The following is a 22,237-nucleotide window of genomic DNA, read 5'->3' as shown; positions in this document are numbered from 1 at the left end:
TCGCGTGCGGCGCTGAGACTAGCAAAATCTACTATCCCATGTAGTTGTTCCGTCACCAGAGCTCAGCCCAGGCTCCTGCATCTGGGTGTTCTGCCTGTCGTCGGGCTGTGCCGGGCTGGGTGCGTACTTGGTGTGCTTCCAGGGTTCGCCGGGGCGTCGCCAGGTGAAGCGGATGGTGGCGCGCCCATCTGCGTCGTGGGTGATGGTGTGTTTCAGGCGGGGGTCGTCCATCTGTCGGTGGTGTCTGCCGCACAGGGGTATGCCGTTGGAGAGGTCTGTTCTGCCGCCGCCGGGGTGTAGGAGGGTGCCGTCGGGTGCGTAGACCGGTCGCCAGGGGTCGGCGTGGTGGATCTCGCACCAGGCGAAGGGCCGGTCACAGTCCTCCTCCGCACACTCGGTGTACTTGGTGGCCAGGGCTGCTTTTTGGGATTCGGTGAAGGATCGTCGTTTGCGTCCGAGGTCCAGTGGGACGCTGGCGCCGTTCATGACGATCGGGATCAGGGCTGCGTTGCTGGCCAGCCGGCGGACCTGTGCGGCGGAGACGTCGTCTCCGGTGTCGGTGACTCCGACCCGGTCGGTCTCACCACGGAGGGTGTCGAGGTCGGTGGTGACCAGCAGGATGGTGTTGATCTTGGGGTGCAGGTGGTCGGTGGGCAGGTGGTCGATGAGCTCGGCCAGTGCCTGCCCGCGCTGCTGGTCACGCAGCTCCCGGTCGAACCGGACATCACCGGTCCACGCAGAACCGGTTGCCGTCTGCGGGCCGGTGGGGCCGAACGCCTCACCGCCACCCACGCCGCCCGTAGCGTGGCTACTGCCGACCTGGCCCTTGGTGTGGCGGCGGGGGCTGGTCATGGAGTCCAGGGCCTTCTTGAGCATCTGGGCCTGCAGGGCCGGCAGGGTGAACTGTCCGAACCAGGTGCCGTCGTGGTTGTCCTTCATCCAGAAACTCGCGGCGTCCCACGCGGCGGTTTCCTCGGCGTGGACCAGTTCGTTGTGATGCGCATCGACCTCCTCGACCGGGAGGTTGAGGGCTTCCAGGGCGCGCTTGGCTGCCTTGCCCAGGCGCGTGGGATTCATCTGCTTCGCCTTGGCGACCAGATCGAGCTCGACGGTGTGCCGTTGTTCGGTGGTGAGGTGGTCGGGGAGGTCGTCCAGGGCGCGGGTGATGATCAACGCGTGATCCCGCGTGATCAACCCCGCATCCCACGCAGCCGCCGTCGGCGTCTGCACCGGCGCGGGGGTGGCAGGCTCCTGCCCGCCCGAGGACTCGCCGCCGGCACCACTGCCCGGGCTCGGTGGGGGTGTGGGTGTGTGGTTGCCCAGGGCCTTGGCCAGGTCAGCATCCCTGCCGGCCTGGGCACGTCGTGTCCGGGTGCGGCCGGCGGTGAACTGGGCATCGTTTTCGTGGTGCGCGTTCCCCACCTCCCGCGTCACCCGCACGACGTCCAGAGCGCGGACGCGCAACCGGTCGTGCTTGTTGCTCAGCGTCTGGACCTGTTGCAGGAGTCGTTCGAGGTAGGTCGTGTCGAGCTCCTCGGGGTGCTCACCCAGGCGCGCCATCGCGGCCATCAGCTCAGTGGTTGCCGCATCGGCCTGGGCCAGGGCCGCGTCCATCGCCTCCCGCGGTCCCAGCTCCGGGACGTCGTCAAGGGTCGTCCAGCCGGCAGGCCCTACATGCCGGGCGACCGCGCCACCCGCGGCAACGCCGCCCTTGGCCACAGACACTCCCGGCACAACGGGCGCCGCGCGGAACCCGTCGAACAGGTCTTCCATCGCGCGCCCCCTTCCCCGGGTCGAGTACGTCAGATCTGAGTCAGGTCCCTGCCTGACCGACTACCCCCACCCTAGTACAAACGATCGCACACCGCAATCCCAAACTAGAACATGTGGACGAGCGCCCGCGGCTCGGGAGCTCACCCCATCGACCTGTGGACAACCCACCCCCGCGGAGCGAAGGTGCAGAACAGGGCCGCCCGCAGCCCCCCGCTTCCCCCGCTACCAGGGCACCGAGCGTGAGCGCTGGTGGCGCCTCGTCACGCTGCCCGAGATCGACGCCCTGGCACTCAGCGGCGGCGAGGACGTGGCGGACGCTGCGGAGGCCGTGGTGGCCGAGCGCGGTCGGCGACTGGTGCGTTTCGCGGAGCGCCTGAGCACGGGCACGGTGCCGCCGGATCGCGCCACAGCAGCCCGCGTCAGTGAGCTCCGGTTCACCCTCTCGGCACCGCAGCAGGCCGAACTCGTCGCTGAGCTCGATGCCGTGCTCGCCCGCTGGGAACAGCTGGCCCCTCAGTCCGCAGAGGCGTCTGCCCAGGACACCGAGACCGTCGAGGTGCAGCTTGCCGTGTTCTCCCTGGCAGCCGATGACTGAGCGCACGCCCGGGGGGATCGGCGGCTTCCTCATCGTGACCTTCGGGTGGGCCTGGGCATGGTGGGCGGCCTCCATCCTGCTGCTGAGGGAGGACCCCGCCTCGCCGCTGGCGGTGGTGACCACCTTTCTGGGCACCTGCGCTCCCGCCGTCGCGGCGTGGACGACCTGGTACCGAGCAGCCGGTGCCCGGGATGCCTGGCGCAGACTCGGGCGCTGCGTGGCCCCCTCCGGGCCGTGGGCAGCCTGGGTCGCGCCATCGCTGGCGATCCTCGCGGCCGCGGGGGTCGCGTCGTGGACGCAGCGGATGTGGGGCGACCCGGTGCCGGCCTCGCCGTCGCCCTGGCTGGTGGTGCCGCAGCTGCTGGTGATGCTGGTGGCCGGCGGCGGGCAGGAGGAGATCGGGTGGCGCGGGTGGCTCCAGCCCGCCGTCCGTGCACGCACCGGGCGCTGGATCGCACCGCTCCTGGTGGGCGCCGTCTGGTTCTGCTGGCACCTGCCGCTGTGGTGGACCCCCGGCTCGATCCAGACCCATGTCCCCCTGGCCGCCTTCGCCATGGTGCTGATCGGCCTCTCACTGCTCATGGCGCGGGCCATGGAGGCGACCCGGGGGCGCCCGGCCGTCGCGATCTGGCTGCACGCCGTGAACAACCTCGCAGCGGGGTGGCTCGCCTTCGTCGCCCTGGCCGCAGACGCCACCCAGGTGGGCTCCTGGATGGCGGGGGCTGGCTACCTCGCGGTCGGCGTAGCAGCGATGCTGATACGCCCCCCGGCAGGGGGACACCAGCGCGGCGCCCAGCGCACTGCCGGCCGGACAGACGAGAAGGGCCCCGCCGTGTGGCGAGGCCCTTCTGCACCGTGGTGGAGCTAAGGGGATTCGAACCCCTGACCTTCTCATTGCGAACGAGACGCGCTACCAACTGCGCCATAGCCCCGTGTGCGAGCGCCGACTATAGCAACCAGCCCGGGCGGCAACCAACAGTGCGGGGGCGACCAGCTCGCCGCCGCGGCCACGAACGGCCCGCCGGACCCGTGCTCAGCGCCGCGCGGCCGGCCGCTTGGAGGTGACCCGCACACCCTTGCCCACGCGGCGGTGGGTCTGCGGCGCAGCCGCCCGCCGGTGCGTGCGCTGCGCCCGCGCGGGCGCGTTCGAGCGCGAGGGACGCGTGGCCCGCGAGCGCCCCGAGGCGGAACGCCCACGCGCCGGGGCCTCCTGCGCGCCGCGGCGCACACCGGTGATGCGCAGCCCGGTGCCCCGCACCTGCATCTCGGCGCACTTGCGCGACCAGGCCACGTTCACCGCCACGGCCAGCACGAAGAAGGCCACCCAGAACCAGCTCAGGGCACCCACCAGGGCACCACCGAAGGTCACCAGCAGGCCCAGGGCACTGACGATGAGGAGCCCCGCCCGCACCGACTTGTCGGCGAGCTGCTCCCGCATCGAGCCCAGGGTGAAGAGGTCCGCCCCCTGCTCTGCCCGGGCGCGGCGCTCGGCCTCGCGGGCGTGGGCCCGGGCGACGTCCGCCTCATCGCGCCGCGGCTTGACCGTCACGGTCGGCTCCATGGCCGCGGTGGGCGACACCTGCTGCGCCGGCCGGTGGTCCAGGTCCGACCGCGGATTGGGCATCTGCACGGTGTTCTCCAGCGCCTCCATGGCATCCAGGAAGGCATCCATGGACTTCACGGTGCGCACGTGGTCGCGCCGCTTCCACCACCACTGCACCCCGAAGCCGATCCACACGAGGACGACGAGCACGAGGACGAGGAGGCTGGGCGGCATGGCCGCAGTCTAGAAACACAACGCTGTGATTCATCTGAGGACACACCCCCGGGAACGCCTGCCAGGTGAACATTCAATAACGATGGCCCAGACGGGCCCGCGTGGCGTCCCACTCGGGCGCGGTCACCGCGAACACGCGGTGATCACACCACTGGCCGTCGATGAACGTGGCCCCCACCCGGACGCCCTCCTCTCGCAGCCCCAGCGCGGCCACCATCGCCAGCGAGGCCTCGTTGTGCACGGCCACCGCGACCTCCACCCGGTGAAGACCCGCCGCCAGCGCGTGGTCGATCGCCAGCGCCAAAGCCGTACGCCCCACACCCCGCCCGGTCACCTGACGGTCCACCCAGTAGCCCGCCGATGCGGTGCGCTGACCACCCCATCGCACGTCACCCAGCGCCATCTCACCGGCGAGCCGCCCCCGGTGCTCGATGCCCCAGTGCACCGCGGCGCCGACAGCGGCCTGCCGCGGCACGGAGCGGACGAAGCGGTGGTAGGCCGTGCGCACCGGGGGGATGGCCCCCATCCCGGGGGCGTCGGGGTCGTCGGCGGTGCCCTCGCGCAGGTGGTCCAGGTTGTCCCGGCGCAACTGCTGGTAGGCGCGCCAGTCCGACCGCAGCAGCGGACGCAGACGCACCGGGTCGCCGGCGGCGGTCCGGCCCTCGAGGGTGACGGGCCACTCCAGTGCGGGGTTCACGGTGCCCAGCCTGTCACCCAGAGGGCCCGCGGCCCCGGCGCCTCAGGCGTCCCGACCCGGCTGGCCCAGCTCCTGGACGTACTCGCGCAGCCAACCGTCGAACTCCTGGCCGAACTCACCGTGCTTGCGCCCCAGACGCACCACGGCCTTCAGGTAGTCCAACCGGTCACCGGTGTCATAGCGGTTGCCACGGAAGACCACACCCCACACACCGCCCCCGGACTCCGCCGGGGCGGTGGCCCGCTCCTCCAGCGCGTCGGTCAGCTGGATCTCCCCACCGCGACCGGGCGGGGTCTCCTCCAGCACGTCGAAGATGCTGGGGTCCAGCACATAGCGCCCGATGATGGCCAGGTTGCTCGGCGCCTCGGCCGGGTCCGGCTTCTCCACCAGACCGGTGATGCGCACCACACCGTCGGCATCGGGCTCCCCCTCGGTGGCCGCGCACCCGTAGAGGTTCACCTGGTCGGCCGGCACCTCCATGAGGGCCACCACCGAGCCGCCGCGCTCCTCCTGGACGGCGATCATCTGCTCCAGCAGCAGGTCCTCGGCCCCGATGAGGTCATCACCGAGCAGCACCGCGAACGGCTCGTCCCCCACGTGCGGGCGACCACACAGCACCGCGTGGCCCAGCCCCTTGGGCTCGCCCTGCCGCACGAAGTGCGGGGCGCCCATCTCGTTGGACTTCTGCACGCGGCGCAGGCGCAGGTCGTCACCCTTCTTCTCCAGCGCCTTCTCGAGCTCCCAGTGGCGGTCGAAGTGGTCCTCCAGGGCGCCCTTGTTGCGCCCGGTCACCATCACCACGTTCTCCACCCCGGCCCGCACGGCCTCCTCGAGGACGTACTGGATGGCGGGCTTGTCCACCACCGGCAGCATCTCCTTGGGGATGGCCTTGGTGGCGGGCAGGAAACGAGTTCCCAACCCGGCCACGGGGATCACTGCCTTGCGGACCGGACGTCGCGTGTTCATGGGCTCACCGTAGGGGAAGCCGCCGTCAACCGCTCTCCGCCCGCGGCACGGGATACTGCTGACCATGACCGCTGCGACCGGACGCCTGGACCTGCCCGACGACAAGGCCGAGGCGCGCCGCATCGTCCGCGCCGCACGCCGGGAGTGGCGCGACGCCGGCCACCACGCACGCGACGGTGAGGCGTTGGCCGGGCACGGCGTGCAGCTGGTGCGCGAGAGCGGCGCACGCACGGTCACCCTGTTCACGGCCTGGGCGGTGGAACCCCCCACGGCCGCCCTCACCCGGGCCCTCCTCGATGCGGGGGTGCGCGTCCTGGTGCCCATCACCCTGCCCTCCCTGGACCTGGACTGGGCGGAGGTGCGGGCGCTCCCCGAGGGCGACGTGGTGGCCGAGGACGACCTGGAGCTGGGGCCCGCACTGGGGTTGGACGCCATCGCCCAGGCGGACCTGGTGCTCACTCCCGGCCTGGCCGTGGGAAGCGACGGCAAGCGTCTGGGTCAGGGCGGCGGCTGCTACGACCGCACCCTGCCGCGGCGGCGCCCCGGCGTGCCCGTGGTGACCCTGCTCCACGAGGCCGAGCTGGTGGAGCGCGTGCCCTGCGAGCCGCACGACCTGCCGGTGGACGGGGTGCTGCGCCCCTCGGGCGTCACCTGGTTCTGAGGACGGGCGCCCGGCACGACGGATTACGATCTGGCCCCATGCCCACCTACTCCTACGCGTGCACCGAGTGTGACCACGCCTTCGACATCTCGCAGAAGTTCACCGACGACGCCCTCACCACCTGCCCCTCCTGCGAGGGCCGGCTGCGGAAGGTCTACGGCTCGGTGGGCGTGTCCTTCAAGGGCGGTGGCTTCTACCGCACCGACAGCCGCATCGGCGGTGGGGACACCGGATCGTCCGGTGGGTCCGACGCGGGCTCCTCCGGGGGCTCCTCCGACGACTGAGCCCGACGACTGAGCCCGACGGCCTGTGGCGTGCCGGGGCCCGGCGGCCGCCCGTCCACAGGGCTGCGGCCGCCCGGGGTCCGCGGGCCGGCTGGTGGCAGCACGATCCCTCCTGAGACCACCAGGAGGACCCATGACGCCGTTCCGCCGACGCGCCCGCGAGCGCACGCCCAGCCCCACCGACCGCGCGCCCGCCCACCGGGTGCGCCGATGGCGCCGGGTGGCGGCGATCCTCTGTGGAGCCCTGGCCGTGGGGGCGGGTGTGCAGGCGGCCGCACCCCCACCGCCGGAGACCACCGCAGTGCTCGTGGCCGCCGCCGACATCTCCCCCGGCACCGCCCTGGGGCCCGAGCACCTGCGCACGGTCGAGCTGCCCCAGGACTCCGTGGCCTGGGAGGCGGCCCCGCCCGAGGAGCTCACCGGCCGGACGGTGGCCGTCCCCCTGGCACCGGGCGACCCGGTGACGCCCCGCAGCCTGCTGCCCACCGGCGGGCAGGTCCCCGCGGGCCGGGAGCTGGTCTTCCTCCCCGTGCTCGATCCCCCGGTGTTGGCGGCCGCCCACCCCGGGAGCACGGTGCGCCTGGTCGACCGCACGACGGGAGGGACGCTGGCGGACCGGGCCACCGTGCGCTCCACCACCCTGGCCGACCCCGAGGCCGTGGACACCCTGGGTGGCCTGTGGCTGGTGCTGAGCCCGGAGGAGTCCGATGCGGTGGCGGCCGCCGGTGCCCAGACCGGCGGCCCGGAACAGGCCGTCGCCGTCTCCCTGGTCCACCCCCACCGCGAGTGAGCCACCCCGGGGGGCTGACAGGCACCACCGGAACGTGATGCATGACGCACCGAAATGCGCAACCGGAGGGCCCCCGCCCCAGTAGAGTGACGCCGCTTGACCCCCGCAGGAGGGGTCACCCCCCCTCACATCAGGAGACATGGACATGCAGGGCTTCAAGGAATTCATCATGCGCGGCAATGTGGTCGAGCTGGCCGTCGCCGTCGTCATCGGTGGCGCGTTCGCCGCCGTCGTGACCAAGGTGGTCGAGAACCTGATCAACCCGATCCTCGCCGCCGTCGGTGGCGCCGACGCCTCCGGCCTGGGCATCCACCTGCGCGAGGGCAACCCGGCCACCTTCATGGACTTCGGCGCCATCATCACCGCGCTGCTGACCTTCCTGATCACCGCCGCCGTCGTGTACTTCGTGTTCGTCCTGCCGATGAACAAGATCAACGAGCGTCGCGGCATCGTGGCCGAGCAGACCGACTCCGAGGTCCTCGCCGAGATCCGCGACCTGCTGAAGACCAACCGCGGTCTGTGATCCCGCGGGTCGGTGACCCCGACCCCTTGGCGCCGAGCGCCCTGCGAACGCCGCAGCTGCCCACCCGGGCGCTGCGGCGTTCGCGTGTCCGGACCCTCACCCCCAGTGGGGCGGGCGGTCCTCCAACCAGCGACGGTCCTCGGGACCGACCGGACGCTCGCTCACGACCCGTCCGCCCGACCGCTGGTGACCGCGGGTGACCGGAGCGGGCCGCGGCGAGCCCTCATCGGGCGCGGGGGTCGAGTCCTCCCAGCCCGCAGTGGCCCCGGCGCCCGTGGGGGGCGCCACCACCCGGCGGTGGCGCCGGGTCACGGTCGGCGACCCGCCTGCTGCGCCGCCGCGCGCAGCACGCTGTTGCGCACCCGCATCGCCTCCCGCCCCAGGTCACGGTGCAGGTCGAGGCTGGAGACGGGCTCCACCATCCAACCCGCCCGGCGCAGCTGCTCGGGCCACACGCGCACATGGGCGTCCACCTCGATGCCCTCGCGGCTGATGGGGTCGTCGAACACCACCGTGGTGATCTCAGGGCGCCCCGGGCCCGGGGCCAGGTGCAGCAACCACCCCAGCAGCTGGTGGTGCACCGGCCGGGCCACCAGACCCTCGGCGCGCAGCCGTCGCACAAAGCGGGCGTGCAGGGGCGGGAGCGCCCCCTCGCCCACCGCCTTGTCCGCCACCGGCGGCGCGTCGAACCAGCGCGTCAGCAGCCCACCGGCACTGTCCGGCACCGAGCGGGCCGCGCGCAGCTCCTGGTCCGAGGCGCGCGTGACCACGAGCTCCATGGAACGGCGTGCCCGGCGCAGCACCGGCAGCACTGCCGTCTGGCTGCCCGGCTGGGCCACCGCATCGCCCAGCAGGTCACCGTGCCCGTCGGCCAGGACGACCACCACGTCGGCCGTGGTGCGCCGGGCGCGGCGCCAGGAGCGCACCACCACGTTGCCACGCACCCCCGGCGAGTAGTGGTCGCCGGCGAGGTGCTGCGTGAGCCGGTGTCGCCACCACGACGCCTCGGCCTCCGTGGGGGGCGTGACGAGCACGGACTGGGTGCCCGACGGTCGGGCCAGCGCTCCCCGCACCAGCTCCCACACCACCTGCGGCACGGCCTCCTGCTCCACCACCCGGCGGTGGCGAGCCTGTGGCGCGAGCCCCGGCACCGCCGCGAGCGGGGTGCGGCCGGGCACCGGCGGCTCGAGGTCCGCCGACAACGGGCGCCAGGAAGTGGTCAGCCCCAGCTGCGGGACCCGACGGGTCAGCACCGTCCAGGCGGACTCGCCCGGCACGATCCCCACGGGTCGGCCCGGCGTGCTGGGCTCGGGCTCGGTGACCTCCTGGGTCTCCGGGTCACCGAAGCCCACGAAGGACTGCACCCTTCCCAGGACACCCGCCACCCGTGCCGGAGCCAGGTTCGTGAGGTCGTCCACCAGCCCCAGGTCCAGACGTGCCGTGGGGGGCAGGGCGTCGGCCACGGTCCACGGCGAGGCCAGGACCACCGGGGTGAGCGCCCGCATCACGTCGGGCGCCCGGCGCCACCACTCAGCCATGCTCCACGGGCCGTCGCGGCGCGCGGCCTCCAGCAGGGCGGCGGCCCGGCGGGTGCGGCCGACGCTCGTGCGGGCGCGGTGCACCGTCTCGGCCACCGCCTCCCGCGCCGCGGTGTGCGATGCGGTGACGGCCCGGTCCAGCTCGGCCACCGAGGCCAGAGCGGCCTCGCGGTCGAACTGGGCCAGTGCCGGCTCGGAGCGGCCGATGGCCTCGAGCACGGCCCGCACCCAGATGTGCTCCACCTCCGCCGCCACCCGCTCCACGGGCACGGAGCGGCGGGCGAGCTCCCGCAGCACGGTGCCGAAGCCACGGCCGGTGAGCTCACGCCATCGAGGAGAGACCTCCGGGAGCAGCTGGGCGCGGTCGGGACGGGCGGCCAGGCGCTCCATGCGGGTCTGCAGGGCCTCGAGGTCAGTGGCCAGCAGGTCGTCACCAGAGCTGTCCGACAGATGGTTCTGGAACCACACCACATCGGTGAACACCGTCTCGAAACGCTCGGCCACCTCCGTCAGCTCGGTGCCCACCGGCTCCACGGCGGCGTGGGCGTCCCGGCCCCGCCACCCAGCCAGCCGGTGCCAGGCGGCGGCGGCCTGGGCCACGGCCTCGGCCACTCCCTCCTCCGGCTCGGTGCCGCGGGCCTGCAGGTGCTTGCGCACCCGGGTGCGGATGCGACCGGCCTGCAGCGAGCCGACGGACACCGGCGAGTGGCGCCCGTGCGCGGCGGCCCAGGCGTCCAGGTCCTGCTCGAAGACGTCGGCGCCGAAGCGGCGCATGGCCAGCCGCACCGCGCGGGCCAGCCGCAGCAGACGCTGCCCCTCGTTCAGGCTGCCGGCCTGCGGCACGCCCAGCGCCCGTGCGATCGGCTCCAGCTCGTCACGGGTGCGTTGGAGCACGCCCCCGCCCAGCCGCTCGGCCACGGCGAGCAGACGCCCGGCGTCCTCCTCGTCCTCGGCGTGCACACCGAACCACGGGTCCTCCTGGCTGCGCACCTCCCACGCACCGCGCGCGGCCAGGTCAACGATGTCCTGCTGCACGGCCGGCAGGTCGGCCACCGACACCCGCTGCACCACCTCGTCCTCGAGCGGCACCACAATCGAAGGGGCCTGGGGCAGGCTGGCCAAGGCCGCCAGCCGCTGGTGAAGGTCGTGCACGCTGACCCCCCAGGGATGCCGCTTCTCGTGCACCATCGCGCTGTGGTCCAGGTGTGCCGCCAGGGCGGAGTCGAGGGCCTCCCGGGAGGGCTCGGCCGTCCGGCCCGGCGGGGTGAGGCCCCCGCCGATGACCTGCTCCAACCCAGCCACCAGCGCAGCGTGCTGCTCGTCCTGCTCCTGCCGGGTGCGGGCGACGTCCCAGGCGGCGGGCACGTCCGCACCCACCCAGTTGTCGATGACGGCGCCCACCTGGCGCCGGATGGACTCGTCCGCGGCGGCCAGCAGCACCGTCTCCTCGCGTGCCACCGCATCGGCCACCAGGGCGGAGCGCAGGCTGGTGCGGCCGGTGCCGGGGCGGGCCTCGACGAGCACGTCCTGACCGGCGGCCACGAGGTCGACGATGCGCAACCCCATCGTGTCCAGCGGGCAGACGACGTTGCGGGAGACGCCCGCCACCTGCGGCAGGTGGGGGGCAACGGCGCCGGAGCTGCGGCCGGCGGCGGCCGAGGCGAGCAGGTCCAGGGCGCGGGAGGGGGCGGCGGCGACCTCGGACAGGTCGGCGATGCCGGCGTCCTTGGAGTAGGTGACGCTGGCGAGGTACTGGCCCGAGCGCACCGCGAAGCCCGGCACGGCGCGGCAGAGCATCTCCAGGTGGCGCAGCAGGGGCTCGTCGGTGCGGGCGTGCAGGCGGTCGACCATCTCGGCGAGCACCACCGAGTCCAGGTCCACGCCGTGGGAGACGCGCAGGAAACGCAGCAGGGCCGGGTTGACCTCGGGGACGCCGGTGAGGGCGATCTCCACCTCCGTGCGGGAGGTGTCGGTGAAGGTGACGCGGGCCGGGCGGAGCACCACGGGCGCGGCGGGGGCCTGGGTGCCGGGGACATCCCAGGAGGCGATGCCGGAGGTCACGAAGCAGGTGGTGAGCCCCCAGTCCTCCTCCATCTCCTGGGCGCGGTCGGCGATGGCGGAGACCACACCCAGCGCGCGCTCCCGGGGGCCCGGGGCGCGGACGAGGTCGGTGAGCAGGACCGGCTGGCCCGAGAGGAGCTTGGCGACACCGCCGGGGTGGGCGGCCACCAGGTCCAGGGCCAAGCCGGGACGGGTCCCCCAGATGAGGCTGTTGCGCCCGCCGACGTCCGCCAGGGCCGCCGACCAGGCGGTGGCGGTGCTGTGGCCGATGGGCGTGGGGTGCTGCGACGCGGTGCTCACCCCAGCAGGGTAGTTGGCCCGGCGGTCGTAGACTGTGCCACCGCGCCCGGGTTGTCCTCGGGTGCACGCCCTCGTAGCTCAGGGGAAGAGCACTTCTCTCCTAAAGAAGGTGTCGCAGGTTCGAATCCTGCCGGGGGCGCGGCCAAGAATCCCCGTCGTTGCAACGTTTCTCGTTGGTGACGACGGGGATTTTTTGCCCCTCGTGCAACCTACGTGCGACAGACGGCGCAACCGTGCCGCCATAGAGACGGCCCCGCAGGTGCAGCAACACCCCGGGGCCAGACGACAGGGGATAGGAGCCTGCCGTGACGCACATTCTAGAGACCGTCGCCGCCTGGGGCGACGCAACATCCGGCCTCGCCCACCTCGCGGGCATCGCCGCCGTGTTCACCGCCTTGCTCGTGGGTGGTGAGTCGGCATGACCACCACCACGACCACGGCCCCCGCACCGGTCGAGCGCACCACGCGCCCCCGTCGTCGCCGCCCGGTGACCCTCCACGCGTTCCCCATGGGTGCCACTGAGGCAGCCCGCGCGATGGGCACCGAGGCACGGGCCAACTGTGGGGTGTGGATTCGCCCCGCAGCACCGTTCACCTACACCGCCGGTGGCTCCCACCGGCACGTACCGACGCGCCCGTGCGGCAACTGCGTCCGCATCGCCGCCTCGCGGGGTGACGTGCTCGTGAACGACGCCTGACCGGCACCACGCGGCGCTGGACAGGGCCTCAGCCGCGACACCAACACGACGACGCCCCCGGTGATTGCACCCCAGCCTCACGAACCGGCGTGAGGCGTCCACGGCCAGGCTTGTGCACGGCCCCCGTGGATTGACGGCCCCGCTCGCTCGGTCACACCGAGCGGGCTACAGGTCGTGGTCGGGCGGACAGACTGGGTGCGGCCTTTGGGAGGGTTCGCCCGCAGTGTGTCCCCCGTCAGGGGGTCCGCGCCCGCGCCCCACTGCCCAGACCGTCCAGCACAGAACCGGCCAGACACTCCCACGCGTCCGCTGACAGGTCACCGTCGATCATGTTGAGCGCATAGCGAATGTCGTCGGGATCATCGATGAACCAATCGTTCTGTCGCGCGTAGATGTCATAGCCGGCGCCAACTGACTCCCAGTAGAGGCAGAACACGTGCCGAGTCGCATCGGCGTGGGTCAACACGCGCATTCCGTCGTAGTGCTTGGTGAGCTGGGTGTGCACGTTGGGGAAGAGGTGCTTGTGCGGCCACTTCCGCCACGCCCCAACTACTGCCATGTCGATGCTCGTCTTGTTTCCCTCGAGACCAGTGGCTCCATTGAGCAGGAAGCCCAGGGCCAACCCCTGGGAGACAGCATTGCGCTGTCGAGCGACTGAGATGGTCATGACGGGAGACTAGACCCTCTACCTGCTCGCCCCGCTCGTCAGGAGTCCGGCCAGTTAACCGAACCGCTACGCCGGATCGGCTCTCGCACCTCTGGGTCGTCCTCAACCGGCTGTCGGAACGGCCCCGTCCCCTTGGGGGGCCGCAGCCTGCGACCGTCCTGGGCGCGTCGCAGATAGTCCACCAGCTCATCCACGTCCTCGGCGCGCATCCCTTCCGCTAGGCAGGTGTCCCGGAAGGCCCCCGGGTCCACACCGCGCCAGCGCTTGGGGTTCACCATGAGGTCGGCCTTGAACTGGTCGCGCTCGTTCCACTTCATGTGCCCGTACACCGCGCTCATCCGCGCGAGGTAGTCCACGATCTTCACGACGCTCTCTGGCAGCTCGCTCATGTTACCGAGAGTACCGAGTCTCACAGCACCGTGATCGTGCCGTCGCCCCTCTCGCCGCGCTTGGCTCGCCGGGGTCGCTCCACCTCCGGGTACTCCAGTCCCCACACGGCTAGGGATGCGGCCAGCAGCACCGAGGAACCGGACGCCCGACGCTCCCACGTGAATCCTTGACCGCCCATCATCGCCCGCTGTTGGGCGGCGTGGATGCCCTTCGTGAGTTCCACCTGTCCACGGTGGCGCACCTGACCATCGGCCACGGCATCCCACAGCGCACCAGCAGCAGCAGCCACCTCACGGGCGCCGCACACGGTCGGTCGCACCCCAGCGGCGTGCCAGTCCAACTCAGCCACAGCGTTACGCCGGTCCACGGCCACGGCGCGCACGTTCTTGTTGAGCCGCACCGCCACCCACTCCGGCAGCCAGGTAACGCCCGGTTCGGTGATGTACCACTCAAGGTGGATTCGTCCATCCTCACGACGGCCCGCCAGACACACTGTCGCCTCGGAGCGGGACGGCGGCGCGTCGATCCCCACGGCCATGCTCCCGGTGGGCATCGAGTCCGGTTCGCGGGCGGTCTCCCACGCGTCACGGTCGAACACCTCCGAGGCAGCGGTGCGCGGCGCCCACATCGACAGCCGCTCAGCCCGGAACTGGTCCGGCGGCAGGATCGAGTGGTCGTTCTCGATGGCGGCCACCGGCACTCGGCCCGAAGCGACGGCAGGGTTCACCCGCACCCACAGGTCGCGGTCGCTGGGGTCGGCTCCCCACTCGGCGCACCACTCCCACCAGGCCAACCGGGCGTTGTCCCCTACGTGGGCGCTCTCCCGCATCCGGTGGAACGCCTCGGCGTCGTGCATCGGCCCCGGCGCGGTCCCGAAGTAGAGGGACTGTGCGTGCGGGCGGGAGAACACGGTGGGTGCCAGGGCGCCCACCTCGGCAGCGGGTAGGTCCTCGGCCTCGTCCACCACCAGACGGTCGATGGACAGGCCACGGCCAGCGGACGCCGAGCGGGTGGTGAACGCGATGCGCGCCCCGGACTCCAGCGCCACGTACTCGGCGCCGATCATCTGTGAGTGCCGGGTGACGTGCTGGGCCAGGTCGTCGTGGGACTGGATCACGCCCCATAGCCGGCGGAACGCGTCGCTACTCGTCTTGACCGCGTGCGCGGTGTGCAGGATCGACTCACCGAGGGCGAACAGCCCGAAGAGCTCCAGGGCGACGAGGATCTGCCCCTTGCCGTTCTGCCGGCCCACGACGAGGCCGGCCTGCGACGCGCTCCAGGTGCCGCCGGTCTCGCGCAGGATGCCGCGCACCACGTCACGCTGCCAATCGTCCAAGCCGATCCCGTAGGCGTCGGCCAGGGCCAGGCAGTCCTCGCCCGCAGCCTCATCCCCGGTCGGAACGCGGGAGAACGTGGGATCACTCATCACGCCCCCTTCCGACGACGACGGGCAGCAATCTCATCCACCCGGGACAGTCCAGCACTGCCGGACGCCTCACCGAGCGTGGCCAGCACCTGCCGCAGCTCCCGGGAACACGCTGCAAGGTCTCGGGGAGGGGTCTGTGGGTCGGCCAAAACAGCCTCCAGACGGTCCCTCACGGCCCTCAGACGGGCCGCATCATCGATGGTGGGGTTCTTGGTCAACTTGGCCTCCAGATAGATACGTATGCAGCGAGTGGTCGGCTCGCATGGGGTGAGGGGGGGTATATGGGTGGGGTGTCATCACGGCTCCAGCGCGCCGCTGTTGCGCTTGACCGTGCCGTGCGTGTGGTCGCTCTTGGCGCGGTTACATGCGTTGTGCGCTGGGTTCGCGTTGTCGTAGTCGTCCGCTCCACCACGGTTCGTGGCCACCACGTGATCCACGACGAAGCACTGCGGCTCGGGCCAGGGCACGGACAGGTCGATGGGTTGCCCACACAGGGCGCACGGCTCACCCGCTCGGACTCGTTGCGCGATGCGTGCTCGCATCCGATCCCGAACGGCTTTCGAGTAGTAAGGCATCGCAGCTCGCTCTCGGTTGAGTGCGATGGTTCGTCGGTTCGCCTCGCGGCCAGCGACTCCCCATCACTCACTCAGTCGTTGTCGGTCGCGCCCTCGTCGTCGCCGTGCTCGTCGGCGTCGTCGGTCGGCTCGTTGGTCTCGGTGTCCTCGTTCGGCTCGGTCGTCAGGCCGAAGAACGCTCGCGCCGCGTGCTCGTCGCGCTCGTCGTGGGTGAAGTCCTGTCGGATCACCGACACGTGCTTGCCCGGTGCGAACAGCAGGTGCGCGAACTCCTCGTGCGTCATGTCCTCGTTGCTCATCACTGCACCTGCCCGAACGTCGCCGCGAACTGTCCGACGCGCTCAGGGATGCGCGTCCGCACGTTGTCGGGATCGCGCGACCACTCATCGCGGATCACCCCCACGCGCCGCGTGAACTCGTCAGGCGTCGCCAGGCTCAACTCACCCGTGACGCGCAGCACGTCCCACGGTCGAGAGTGCTCGTTGGTCTTGCGGTACTGATCGAGGTTCATCGCAGCCACGGCCAGCAGTCGCTCACGCCGGTCACCGTTCGGGTACGCGCCCGCCGTGGCCAGCGCGGTGAGCAGCTGCAACACCTGCGTGATGACGCGCTCACCGTTGGTCGCGTCCTGCCACCGTGCCGCAGCGTCGCCACCCTTCTCCGTGATTGCCTTCAGGTCATCCAGGTCCACGTCACCGAGCACCACATACGCGGCGGCCATCTTCTCGGCAGCGGCGTCGAACACCGGGCGCACCGCCTCCACCACGGCCTCAGGGGGGACTGCTGCAGGTTTGGTTGACACTTCAGGTTTGGTGTTTCAGGCCGCTTGTGCGGGCCAGTAGATGGTCTCAAACTCGGTCGGGGTGGTCTTGCCCAGGGCTCGCTGGCGCCGCCGGCGGTGGTAGGCCCGCTCGATCCACGTGAAGATGGCTAGCCGCAGTTGCTCCCGGGTGTCCCAGCGACGGCTGTTCAAGACGTTCTTCTGCAACAGCGCGAAGAAGGATTCCATCGCAGCGTTGTCCGCCGAGGAGGCCACACGCCCCATGGACCCGATCAGGCCGTGCCGGTGCAGTGCCGCGACGAAGCGGCGGGAGCGGAACTGGCTGCCCCTGTCGGCGTGGACCACGCACCCGGCGGTGGTGTCGCGGCCCCGGCGGGCGATGGCCATCTCCAGGGCGTCGACGGCCAGCTGGGAGGTCATCCGGTCATTGATGGAGTACCCCACGATCCGCCTGGACCAGACGTCCTTGACAGCGCACAGGTACAACGTGCCCTCACTGGTGGGATGCTCGGTAATGTCGGTCAGCCACAACCGGTTCGGACCCTGAGCGGTGAACTCACGCCGGACCAGGTCGTCGTGGACCGGCGGGCCGGGCTTCTTCCACCGGCCCCGGGTGACCGAGTGCGCTGAGGCGATCTGCCCCTGGTGGCAGATCTTCCACACGCGTCGCTCAGACAGGGCATGGCCGGCCGCGGCGAGTTCGTCAGCGATGAACCGATACCCCAGACCGGGGTCATCGGCGTGGATCTCATAGGCGGCGTTCATCGCGTAGGCATCCACCAGATCCCGGTCGCTGACCGGGTGGGCACACCAGGCGTAGAACGCCTGGGGGGAGAACTTCAACACCCGGCAGGCCACCGTGACGGGGATTCCGTCATCGGCAAGGTCACGGACCAGCGGGAAGGTCATTTTGGGGACTGGCCCAGCTTCAGGTTCGCCTGAGACAGGTACGCCGCTGCTCGGCGTAGGACCTCGTTCTCCTGCTCCAACAGGCGGTTGCGACGCTTCAGGGCACGCACCTCCTCGGACTCGGCCACCGTCACGCCCGGACGGGCGCCGTCCTCGATGTCGGCCTGGCGGAGCCAGTTGCGCAGGGTTGATTCCGAGATCCCGAAGTCTTTCGCCGTCTGCGCGATCGACGCCTCGCCACGACGGGCGACACCGACCACGTCGTCACGGAACTCCTTGGGGTGAGGTGCAGGCATGGCGACATCCTTCCAGCAGGGACCCACGTCCCCACAGATCAGGTGTCAACCAAACCCTCAGCAGTCCCGGGTCACCCTTCACGGCGGCGTGCACGCCGGTCTCGGTGCGTGCCCGGGCGGTCTCCAGCGCGCCGGTTTGCTGGGCGGCCAGGGCCAGGGCAGCGCGGGCCACCTCGGCAGCCGGGGGCGTCTTGCCTGCGGCCACCTTCGTGAGCAGGTCGGCCAGGTTCTCCCCGGTAGCGGTGGCGGCCAGGTCCTCGAGCTGGGCGCGGGACTCCTTGCCGGTCTCGATCGCCTGGGCGATCCCCTCGGGGTACTCGGCTCCGAGCTGAGACAGGGCGCGCACTACTTGGTCGGCGGCCCGCTGGGGTTCGGTCTTGTTGGTCAACATCAGTTGCCCTCCTTGGGGGACTTGTTGGGGTCGGCGGGGGTTCCCGCCAGGTTCGGTGCCCGCCAGGCGGCGGGGGTCTGGGGGTAGGCGGGGCTCATGCGTCCTTGGTCTTGGGTCGTGGTCGGTCGGTCCGTCTGGTGCCCGGTGCCGTGGTGCGCCGGGCTTTGGTGGCGGCCTCGCGGTCGATGCCGCCGAACACGTGCCAGGACTCGCCCTCGCCCACGGCGGCGCACTCAGCCAGCACCGGGCAGTCGTGGCACAGCGCGGCGGCCACGGCTCGCTCGTCGCGGTCGTCGGACGTGAACAGGTGCCCGTCGCGGCCACGGCACGGGACGAACTGGCCAGCGGCAGCCGCGTCAGCGAGGGCGAACTGCAGTCGGGCGTGTGCCTCGGGGGGGCTCATCACGACGCACCACCTCGCCACTCGGCCAGCGCAGACCGGCAGGCCGCCGACGCGTTGGTGCCGCCCACGGTCGCCACGTAGTCGAGCACCGTCACCACGTCATCGGTGGCGGGTCCGGCAGGGTCCGCCGACATGTCCCGTGCGAGGTCACCCACGGGGTCGTCCCGGTGGGACTGCGCCTGCAGCCAGGCACCAAACGCCTGCCCGCAGGGTGGGACGAACTGTGGGGGGTCTGTATGTGCCCTCATGCGCCCTGCCCCCTTTCAGGGGGGAGAGGTGTGGAGTAATCCCACAATTCGTCCCACCCTGTCCCCTGTCGGGTGTGGTCGTGGATCACCTCGGCCACCAGCGCGCCGTCCTCACCGGCCAGGGTCCACCGCACGGTGCCGGTGAGCTCTTCCGATTCGTCGTCCACGCGGTCGTTGGTCACGACGCCGATGGCTTGCAGGTCTTCAAGGGTGAAGCGGGCCACCTTGCGATCCAGACCGGCAGCCCTGCCGACGGCGGCCGTGGCCAGTTCCTCGCCCTGGGCAAGCACGGTCAGCACGGCCCGGCGGTCTTCCGGCATGGAGTCCAGCGCCAACCGGCGCACGACCTGGGCGGCGTAACCCTCGGGCAGGCCGAGCGCCAGCACACCGCGCGCGACGGCGGCCAACTGTTGGGTGAGCCGCATAGGCTCCTCCACCACCGGCGGCCCCTCCATCTCGCGGCGGCCGTACCCGGATCGGGGCACGGCACCACGGCCCCACGCCGTCACCAGCGCGGCATCCTCCACGACCTGCCACAGACCGTCGGGCACCTCCGGCAGCGACTCCGGCAGGCTCGCCAGCAGGTGCGCCACCGCCTCGGCAGCCTCGGCGCGGCGCTCGGTCAGCCCGCCACGTCGAGCGACGGCAGCAGCCCGGCGCTTCGCCGCCGTGTCACGTGCAGGCAGGCGGCAGTACAGCCACCGCGCGCCCAGCGCGTCGTTGTGGGCGGCCTGCCGGTCGATGGCCTGGGTCACGCACCCGACCACGGTCAGCCGCCCGGACCACTCCAGCCGGTCGGGTGACCCGACGGCCACCTTGGACATGGCGGCCACGTCACGGGTCACGTGGCCGTCGTAGGCGCGGCGCAGGATCGCAAACACCTGATCCCGACCGCCCCGGTCGCTCGTGGCCAGCAGCGTGGACAGGTCACCGAAGGTCACCAGCGCCTGGGCACCGACCCGGTACAGCAGGCCCGTGGGCTTGGCCGTCTTGCCCTTAGACCACCCCAGCAGCCCGGCGGGGGTCACCTCATCGAGGCGGGCATCTGCAGCGTCGTCGAGCAGCCGGACCGCCTCGGTCTTGCCCGACGACGGCGGGGCCACCAGCAGCAGCCAGCACGGCTCACCGTCGCCGTGACGGGTCGCCGCAGCGGCCAGGGTGGCCACGATGTGTGTCGGGTCCGGCACGTCCTGCCAGCCCCGCAGCCCGTCCACCAGCGCCCGGACGGCCTGCGCCCGCTCGTGGCCGCTCGTGGTGGCCGTGTCGCTCGTGGGCCGGGGGCGGGCCGCCTGGGTGATCCCCAGCCGCTCGGAGACACGCGCCCGCGTCACCTGCGGGTCGCTCGCCTCGGCTTGGGCGACGGACCACGCAAGGATGCCCGCGAACTCGTTCGCGGCCTCGTGCGGTGCCCGTGCTGCCCCTTGGTGGCCGTGGCCGGGCTGGGTCACCGCGGCCGTGAACGCCTCGGCCAGCGCCTCGGCGGCAGCCTGGGCGGACACGTACCCGGCGGCGGCCTCTTCCATCGCCCACGCCGTGCAGCTCGTGGCGGTCTGGTGGCGCGACTCCCCGGCGGCCACCTTCTCGGTGAACCGGTTCAGGTAGGCCGTGGTCAGGCCGGGGCGCTCGGCCGTGGTGTGGGCGTCCATGAACGCCTTCACACGGGCCGGGGTCGCCACTCCCGCCGACGGGGTGCCGTCGGTCAGGTGAGCGGCCAGGTAGTCCGGCAGCACCGGCACCGGGCCGGTGCGCTGCCACCGGTAGAGACCGCCGTCTGCGGCGTGCTGGTGGACCGACGGGGCGACGACAACCACCCCGTTGGCCCCGCGCACGTCACCCCACCCGCCGGTGAGGGTGCCCGTCCCGTTGCCGAACGTGCGCCCCTCGGGCACGGCGAACAGGTAGTGCCCCCGCACCGTGTCACCCTCACGGGTGGTCTGGTACGGCGGCTCGCACTCACGGAACGCGCGTGCGAGGTCGGGGTGCAGGTTGTCGGGGGTGTCCACGTCGAACACCACCAGCCCGGAACGGCCCGCGTGCAGGAAGACGCCGTGGTCTGCGCCTGCGAACCACGCAGCGATCATCTGCGGGTCCGTCGAGGTCTGCCGGGGCCACTCGCCCCGCAACACCGAGCCGGGGTTCTTCGTGCCACGGGCCACCGGGCCGACGAACAGCCCGCCACGGGCGTATGCCAGGGCGGCCGTGAGCGCGTCGGCGTCCGGGGCGATCTGGGGAACGGTGATGGTCATCGCTCCACCACCTCGGAGTCGAGCGCGGCAATCGCGGCCAGGGTGGACGCGTGGTGGTGCGTGACCCGCAGCTCTGCCGTAAACAGCACGGCGCGGTGACCGTTGGCCAGGGCACGGCGGTACTTCTTGCGGCCCGCGTCCAGGGTGAACGACAGCGTGCGTCGCCACTTGCCGTTGCGGTTCTCCACGGCCACGATGACCGCCACATCCGACCGGCCCGCGTAGGTCTCCAGCGCCAGCAGATCGGCGGCGGACTCGGTAGACTGACCGTGGTTCACAGCCTTCTGGTGATCGCCCCTCGGTTCGCCCGCCGGGGGGTTCTCCATGTGCTCACCCATGCGCCACCACCTCCTCGGCGGCCTCGGCCCCGGCAGCGTCGAGCGCGGCGTGGGTGTCGTGGGCCAGCGGCAGGTAGTGCCCCAGCGCGTAGCCGAACGGCACTCGGTTGGGGCGGGAGAACGCCCACCACCTGCGGCAGGCCCGGCGCACGGCCTCGTGGTCGAGGTCGTGCCCGGCAGCGGCCAGCACCTCGGCGGCGCGGTCGGCCAGGTTGTCGGCAGGGTGCATCATCGAGCACCACCGCCTCGGTGCATCGCCCGGTTGGTTGCGTGCTCCCCGGTGGGGTCGGCATACGTGAGCCGGTAGTACAGGGCGTCGGCCTGATTGCGACGCTCGGTGCTCAGGGCCACCGCGTTCGCCAGATAGGCCCCGAACGACACACGGCCCTGCACGCGCGTCACGTACTCACGGCACAGACGGTGCAGCTTGATCGGGCGCATGTCCACGCCCGCGTTGTTGAGCAGCGCGGCGGTCTCACGGATCAGCGACTCAACACTGGGCACACCGGTGCCCCGGTGGCCGGTCTCGTGACTCCCCGGCGCGGTCTGGGTGAAGGTGGCGACTCTCATCGGGCACCACCGCCCACTGTGGGGATGGGAGTCAGCGCGGCGTCGAGGTCAGCGCGGGCGTATCGGACCAAACGTGGCCCGAGACGGTGGGCGCGCACCTTGCCCTCGGCGGCCATGCGCCGCAGGGTGCGGGGGGACACTGCCAGATACTCGGCAGCTTCTTCGGGTGTCACATACCCCGATGGGGGGCGAGTCTCGTGCTTCGTCTGCACGGTGATTCCTCTCGGAAACACAAACGCCGAGCCACGATGAACCATCTGGGTTCAACGTGCGCTCGGCTCCCGTGCGGGGTTCTCACCCACCTGCGCGGGTGAACTGGACTCGCCGTTCGTTGT

The 22,237-nt window shown here is 71.7% G+C and carries 26 protein-coding genes, 2 tRNA genes and 1 pseudogene; 8 read left to right on the top strand and 21 right to left on the bottom strand.

The features are described from left to right. Window positions 1–18: 18 nt before the first annotated feature. Complete coding sequence (locus ACEY2A_RS11005; protein WP_374928622.1) at window positions 19–1,773, bottom strand: DUF222 domain-containing protein; 1,755 nt, start codon at window positions 1,771–1,773, stop codon at window positions 19–21. Between the two features lie 307 nt (window positions 1,774–2,080). On the opposite strand from ACEY2A_RS11005, the gene ACEY2A_RS11000 reads away from it, so the two are divergent. Further along, complete coding sequence (locus ACEY2A_RS11000) at window positions 2,081–2,368, top strand: hypothetical protein (RefSeq protein ID WP_374928621.1); 288 nt, start codon at window positions 2,081–2,083, stop codon at window positions 2,366–2,368. Next, window positions 2,361–3,236 carry a lysostaphin resistance A-like protein gene (locus tag ACEY2A_RS10995; RefSeq protein ID WP_374928620.1) on the top strand — a complete coding sequence of 292 codons (876 nt, stop codon included), beginning with the start codon at window positions 2,361–2,363 and terminating at the stop codon, window positions 3,234–3,236. Before ACEY2A_RS11000 ends, ACEY2A_RS10995 begins: the two co-directional genes overlap by 8 nt. Here ACEY2A_RS10995 and ACEY2A_RS10990 read toward each other — a convergent pair. From ACEY2A_RS10990 to galU, 4 genes are all read right to left on the bottom strand, one after another. Beyond that, a tRNA-Ala gene (locus ACEY2A_RS10990) sits at window positions 3,225–3,300 on the bottom strand. The genes ACEY2A_RS10995 and ACEY2A_RS10990 overlap by 12 nt on opposite strands. Before the next feature lie 101 nt (window positions 3,301–3,401). Further along, window positions 3,402–4,145 (bottom strand): hypothetical protein, encoded by a 744-nt coding sequence (locus tag ACEY2A_RS10985; RefSeq protein WP_374928619.1) that lies wholly within the window; start codon window positions 4,143–4,145, stop codon window positions 3,402–3,404. A gap of 73 nt (window positions 4,146–4,218) precedes the next feature. After that, window positions 4,219–4,842, bottom strand: coding sequence for a GNAT family N-acetyltransferase (locus ACEY2A_RS10980; RefSeq protein ID WP_374928618.1), 624 nt, complete (start codon window positions 4,840–4,842; stop codon window positions 4,219–4,221). Window positions 4,843–4,884: 42 nt separating this feature from the next. Beyond that, window positions 4,885–5,808, bottom strand: coding sequence for a UTP--glucose-1-phosphate uridylyltransferase GalU (gene galU / locus ACEY2A_RS10975; RefSeq protein WP_374928617.1), 924 nt, complete (start codon window positions 5,806–5,808; stop codon window positions 4,885–4,887). Window positions 5,809–5,872: 64 nt separating this feature from the next. On the opposite strand from galU, the gene ACEY2A_RS10970 reads away from it, so the two are divergent. The 4 genes from ACEY2A_RS10970 (at window position 5,873) to mscL (ending at window position 8,066) form a co-directional block, all read left to right on the top strand. Next, on the top strand, window positions 5,873–6,469 hold the full coding sequence (locus tag ACEY2A_RS10970; protein ID WP_374928616.1) for a 5-formyltetrahydrofolate cyclo-ligase: 597 nt from the start codon (window positions 5,873–5,875) through the stop codon (window positions 6,467–6,469). 38 nt (window positions 6,470–6,507) lie between these two features. Next, window positions 6,508–6,753 (top strand): FmdB family zinc ribbon protein, encoded by a 246-nt coding sequence (locus ACEY2A_RS10965; RefSeq protein ID WP_374928615.1) that lies wholly within the window; start codon window positions 6,508–6,510, stop codon window positions 6,751–6,753. Between the two features lie 133 nt (window positions 6,754–6,886). Next, window positions 6,887–7,543, top strand: a complete 657-nt coding sequence (locus ACEY2A_RS10960; RefSeq protein ID WP_374928614.1) for an SAF domain-containing protein — start codon at window positions 6,887–6,889, stop codon at window positions 7,541–7,543. A 145-nt stretch (window positions 7,544–7,688) separates the two neighbouring features. Beyond that, complete coding sequence (gene mscL / locus ACEY2A_RS10955; RefSeq protein ID WP_374928613.1) at window positions 7,689–8,066, top strand: large conductance mechanosensitive channel protein MscL; 378 nt, start codon at window positions 7,689–7,691, stop codon at window positions 8,064–8,066. A gap of 308 nt (window positions 8,067–8,374) precedes the next feature. Here mscL and ACEY2A_RS10950 read toward each other — a convergent pair whose 3' ends face one another. After that, window positions 8,375–11,965: a hypothetical protein gene (locus ACEY2A_RS10950; protein ID WP_374928612.1), complete on the bottom strand. Its 3,591-nt coding sequence runs from the start codon at window positions 11,963–11,965 to the stop codon at window positions 8,375–8,377. Between the two features lie 67 nt (window positions 11,966–12,032). On the opposite strand from ACEY2A_RS10950, the gene ACEY2A_RS10945 reads away from it, so the two are divergent. Together ACEY2A_RS10945 and ACEY2A_RS10940 are read left to right on the top strand one after the other, a co-directional pair. After that, window positions 12,033–12,104, top strand: a tRNA-Arg gene (locus ACEY2A_RS10945). A gap of 279 nt (window positions 12,105–12,383) precedes the next feature. Further along, entirely contained in the window at window positions 12,384–12,662 is a 279-nt protein-coding gene (locus tag ACEY2A_RS10940) for a hypothetical protein (protein WP_374928611.1), read from the top strand. A 235-nt stretch (window positions 12,663–12,897) separates the two neighbouring features. Here the strand turns inward: ACEY2A_RS10940 and ACEY2A_RS10935 are convergent, their stop codons facing one another. From ACEY2A_RS10935 to ACEY2A_RS10865, 15 genes and pseudogenes are all read right to left on the bottom strand, one after another. Further along, window positions 12,898–13,329 (bottom strand): hypothetical protein, encoded by a 432-nt coding sequence (locus ACEY2A_RS10935; protein WP_374928610.1) that lies wholly within the window; start codon window positions 13,327–13,329, stop codon window positions 12,898–12,900. A gap of 38 nt (window positions 13,330–13,367) precedes the next feature. Next, a complete protein-coding gene (locus tag ACEY2A_RS10930) occupies window positions 13,368–13,718 on the bottom strand; it encodes a hypothetical protein (protein WP_374928609.1) in 351 nt (116 codons plus the stop codon). Window positions 13,719–13,738: 20 nt separating this feature from the next. Next, window positions 13,739–15,145: a hypothetical protein gene (locus ACEY2A_RS10925; RefSeq protein ID WP_374928608.1), complete on the bottom strand. Its 1,407-nt coding sequence runs from the start codon at window positions 15,143–15,145 to the stop codon at window positions 13,739–13,741. Between the two features lie 296 nt (window positions 15,146–15,441). Beyond that, on the bottom strand, window positions 15,442–15,687 hold the full coding sequence (locus tag ACEY2A_RS10920; RefSeq protein WP_374928607.1) for an HNH endonuclease: 246 nt from the start codon (window positions 15,685–15,687) through the stop codon (window positions 15,442–15,444). Between the two features lie 104 nt (window positions 15,688–15,791). After that, window positions 15,792–16,019 (bottom strand): hypothetical protein, encoded by a 228-nt coding sequence (locus tag ACEY2A_RS10915; protein WP_374928606.1) that lies wholly within the window; start codon window positions 16,017–16,019, stop codon window positions 15,792–15,794. Further along, complete coding sequence (locus ACEY2A_RS10910) at window positions 16,019–16,522, bottom strand: hypothetical protein (RefSeq protein ID WP_374928605.1); 504 nt, start codon at window positions 16,520–16,522, stop codon at window positions 16,019–16,021. The genes ACEY2A_RS10915 and ACEY2A_RS10910 overlap by 1 nt, the downstream gene beginning before the upstream one ends. Window positions 16,523–16,537: 15 nt before the next feature. Then, a pseudogene (locus tag ACEY2A_RS10905) lies at window positions 16,538–17,706 on the bottom strand (IS3 family transposase). Then, complete coding sequence (locus ACEY2A_RS10900; protein ID WP_374928604.1) at window positions 17,675–18,097, bottom strand: hypothetical protein; 423 nt, start codon at window positions 18,095–18,097, stop codon at window positions 17,675–17,677. Before ACEY2A_RS10900 ends, ACEY2A_RS10905 begins: the two are co-directional and overlap by 32 nt. A gap of 94 nt (window positions 18,098–18,191) precedes the next feature. After that, window positions 18,192–18,500, bottom strand: a complete 309-nt coding sequence (locus ACEY2A_RS10895; protein ID WP_374929998.1) for a WhiB family transcriptional regulator — start codon at window positions 18,498–18,500, stop codon at window positions 18,192–18,194. Further along, window positions 18,500–18,655 (bottom strand): hypothetical protein, encoded by a 156-nt coding sequence (locus tag ACEY2A_RS10890; RefSeq protein ID WP_374928603.1) that lies wholly within the window; start codon window positions 18,653–18,655, stop codon window positions 18,500–18,502. The genes ACEY2A_RS10895 and ACEY2A_RS10890 overlap by 1 nt, the downstream gene beginning before the upstream one ends. Before the next feature lie 89 nt (window positions 18,656–18,744). After that, a complete protein-coding gene (locus tag ACEY2A_RS10885; RefSeq protein WP_374928602.1) occupies window positions 18,745–20,994 on the bottom strand; it encodes a bifunctional DNA primase/polymerase in 2,250 nt (749 codons plus the stop codon). Then, a complete protein-coding gene (locus ACEY2A_RS10880) occupies window positions 20,991–21,332 on the bottom strand; it encodes a hypothetical protein (protein ID WP_374928601.1) in 342 nt (113 codons plus the stop codon). The genes ACEY2A_RS10885 and ACEY2A_RS10880 overlap by 4 nt, the downstream gene beginning before the upstream one ends. Next, on the bottom strand, window positions 21,325–21,564 hold the full coding sequence (locus ACEY2A_RS10875) for a hypothetical protein (RefSeq protein ID WP_374928600.1): 240 nt from the start codon (window positions 21,562–21,564) through the stop codon (window positions 21,325–21,327). Before ACEY2A_RS10875 ends, ACEY2A_RS10880 begins: the two co-directional genes overlap by 8 nt. Further along, on the bottom strand, window positions 21,561–21,902 hold the full coding sequence (locus tag ACEY2A_RS10870; RefSeq protein ID WP_374928599.1) for a hypothetical protein: 342 nt from the start codon (window positions 21,900–21,902) through the stop codon (window positions 21,561–21,563). The genes ACEY2A_RS10875 and ACEY2A_RS10870 overlap by 4 nt, the downstream gene beginning before the upstream one ends. Then, window positions 21,899–22,159 carry a helix-turn-helix domain-containing protein gene (locus ACEY2A_RS10865; protein WP_374928598.1) on the bottom strand — a complete coding sequence of 87 codons (261 nt, stop codon included), beginning with the start codon at window positions 22,157–22,159 and terminating at the stop codon, window positions 21,899–21,901. Before ACEY2A_RS10865 ends, ACEY2A_RS10870 begins: the two co-directional genes overlap by 4 nt. Between the last annotated feature and the right edge of the window lie 78 nt (window positions 22,160–22,237).

The organism is Kytococcus sedentarius, from assembly GCF_041937525.1.
GTDB lineage: Bacteria > Actinomycetota > Actinomycetes > Actinomycetales > Dermatophilaceae > Kytococcus > Kytococcus sedentarius_A.
This window is presented reverse-complemented; position numbering and strand designations above follow the sequence as displayed.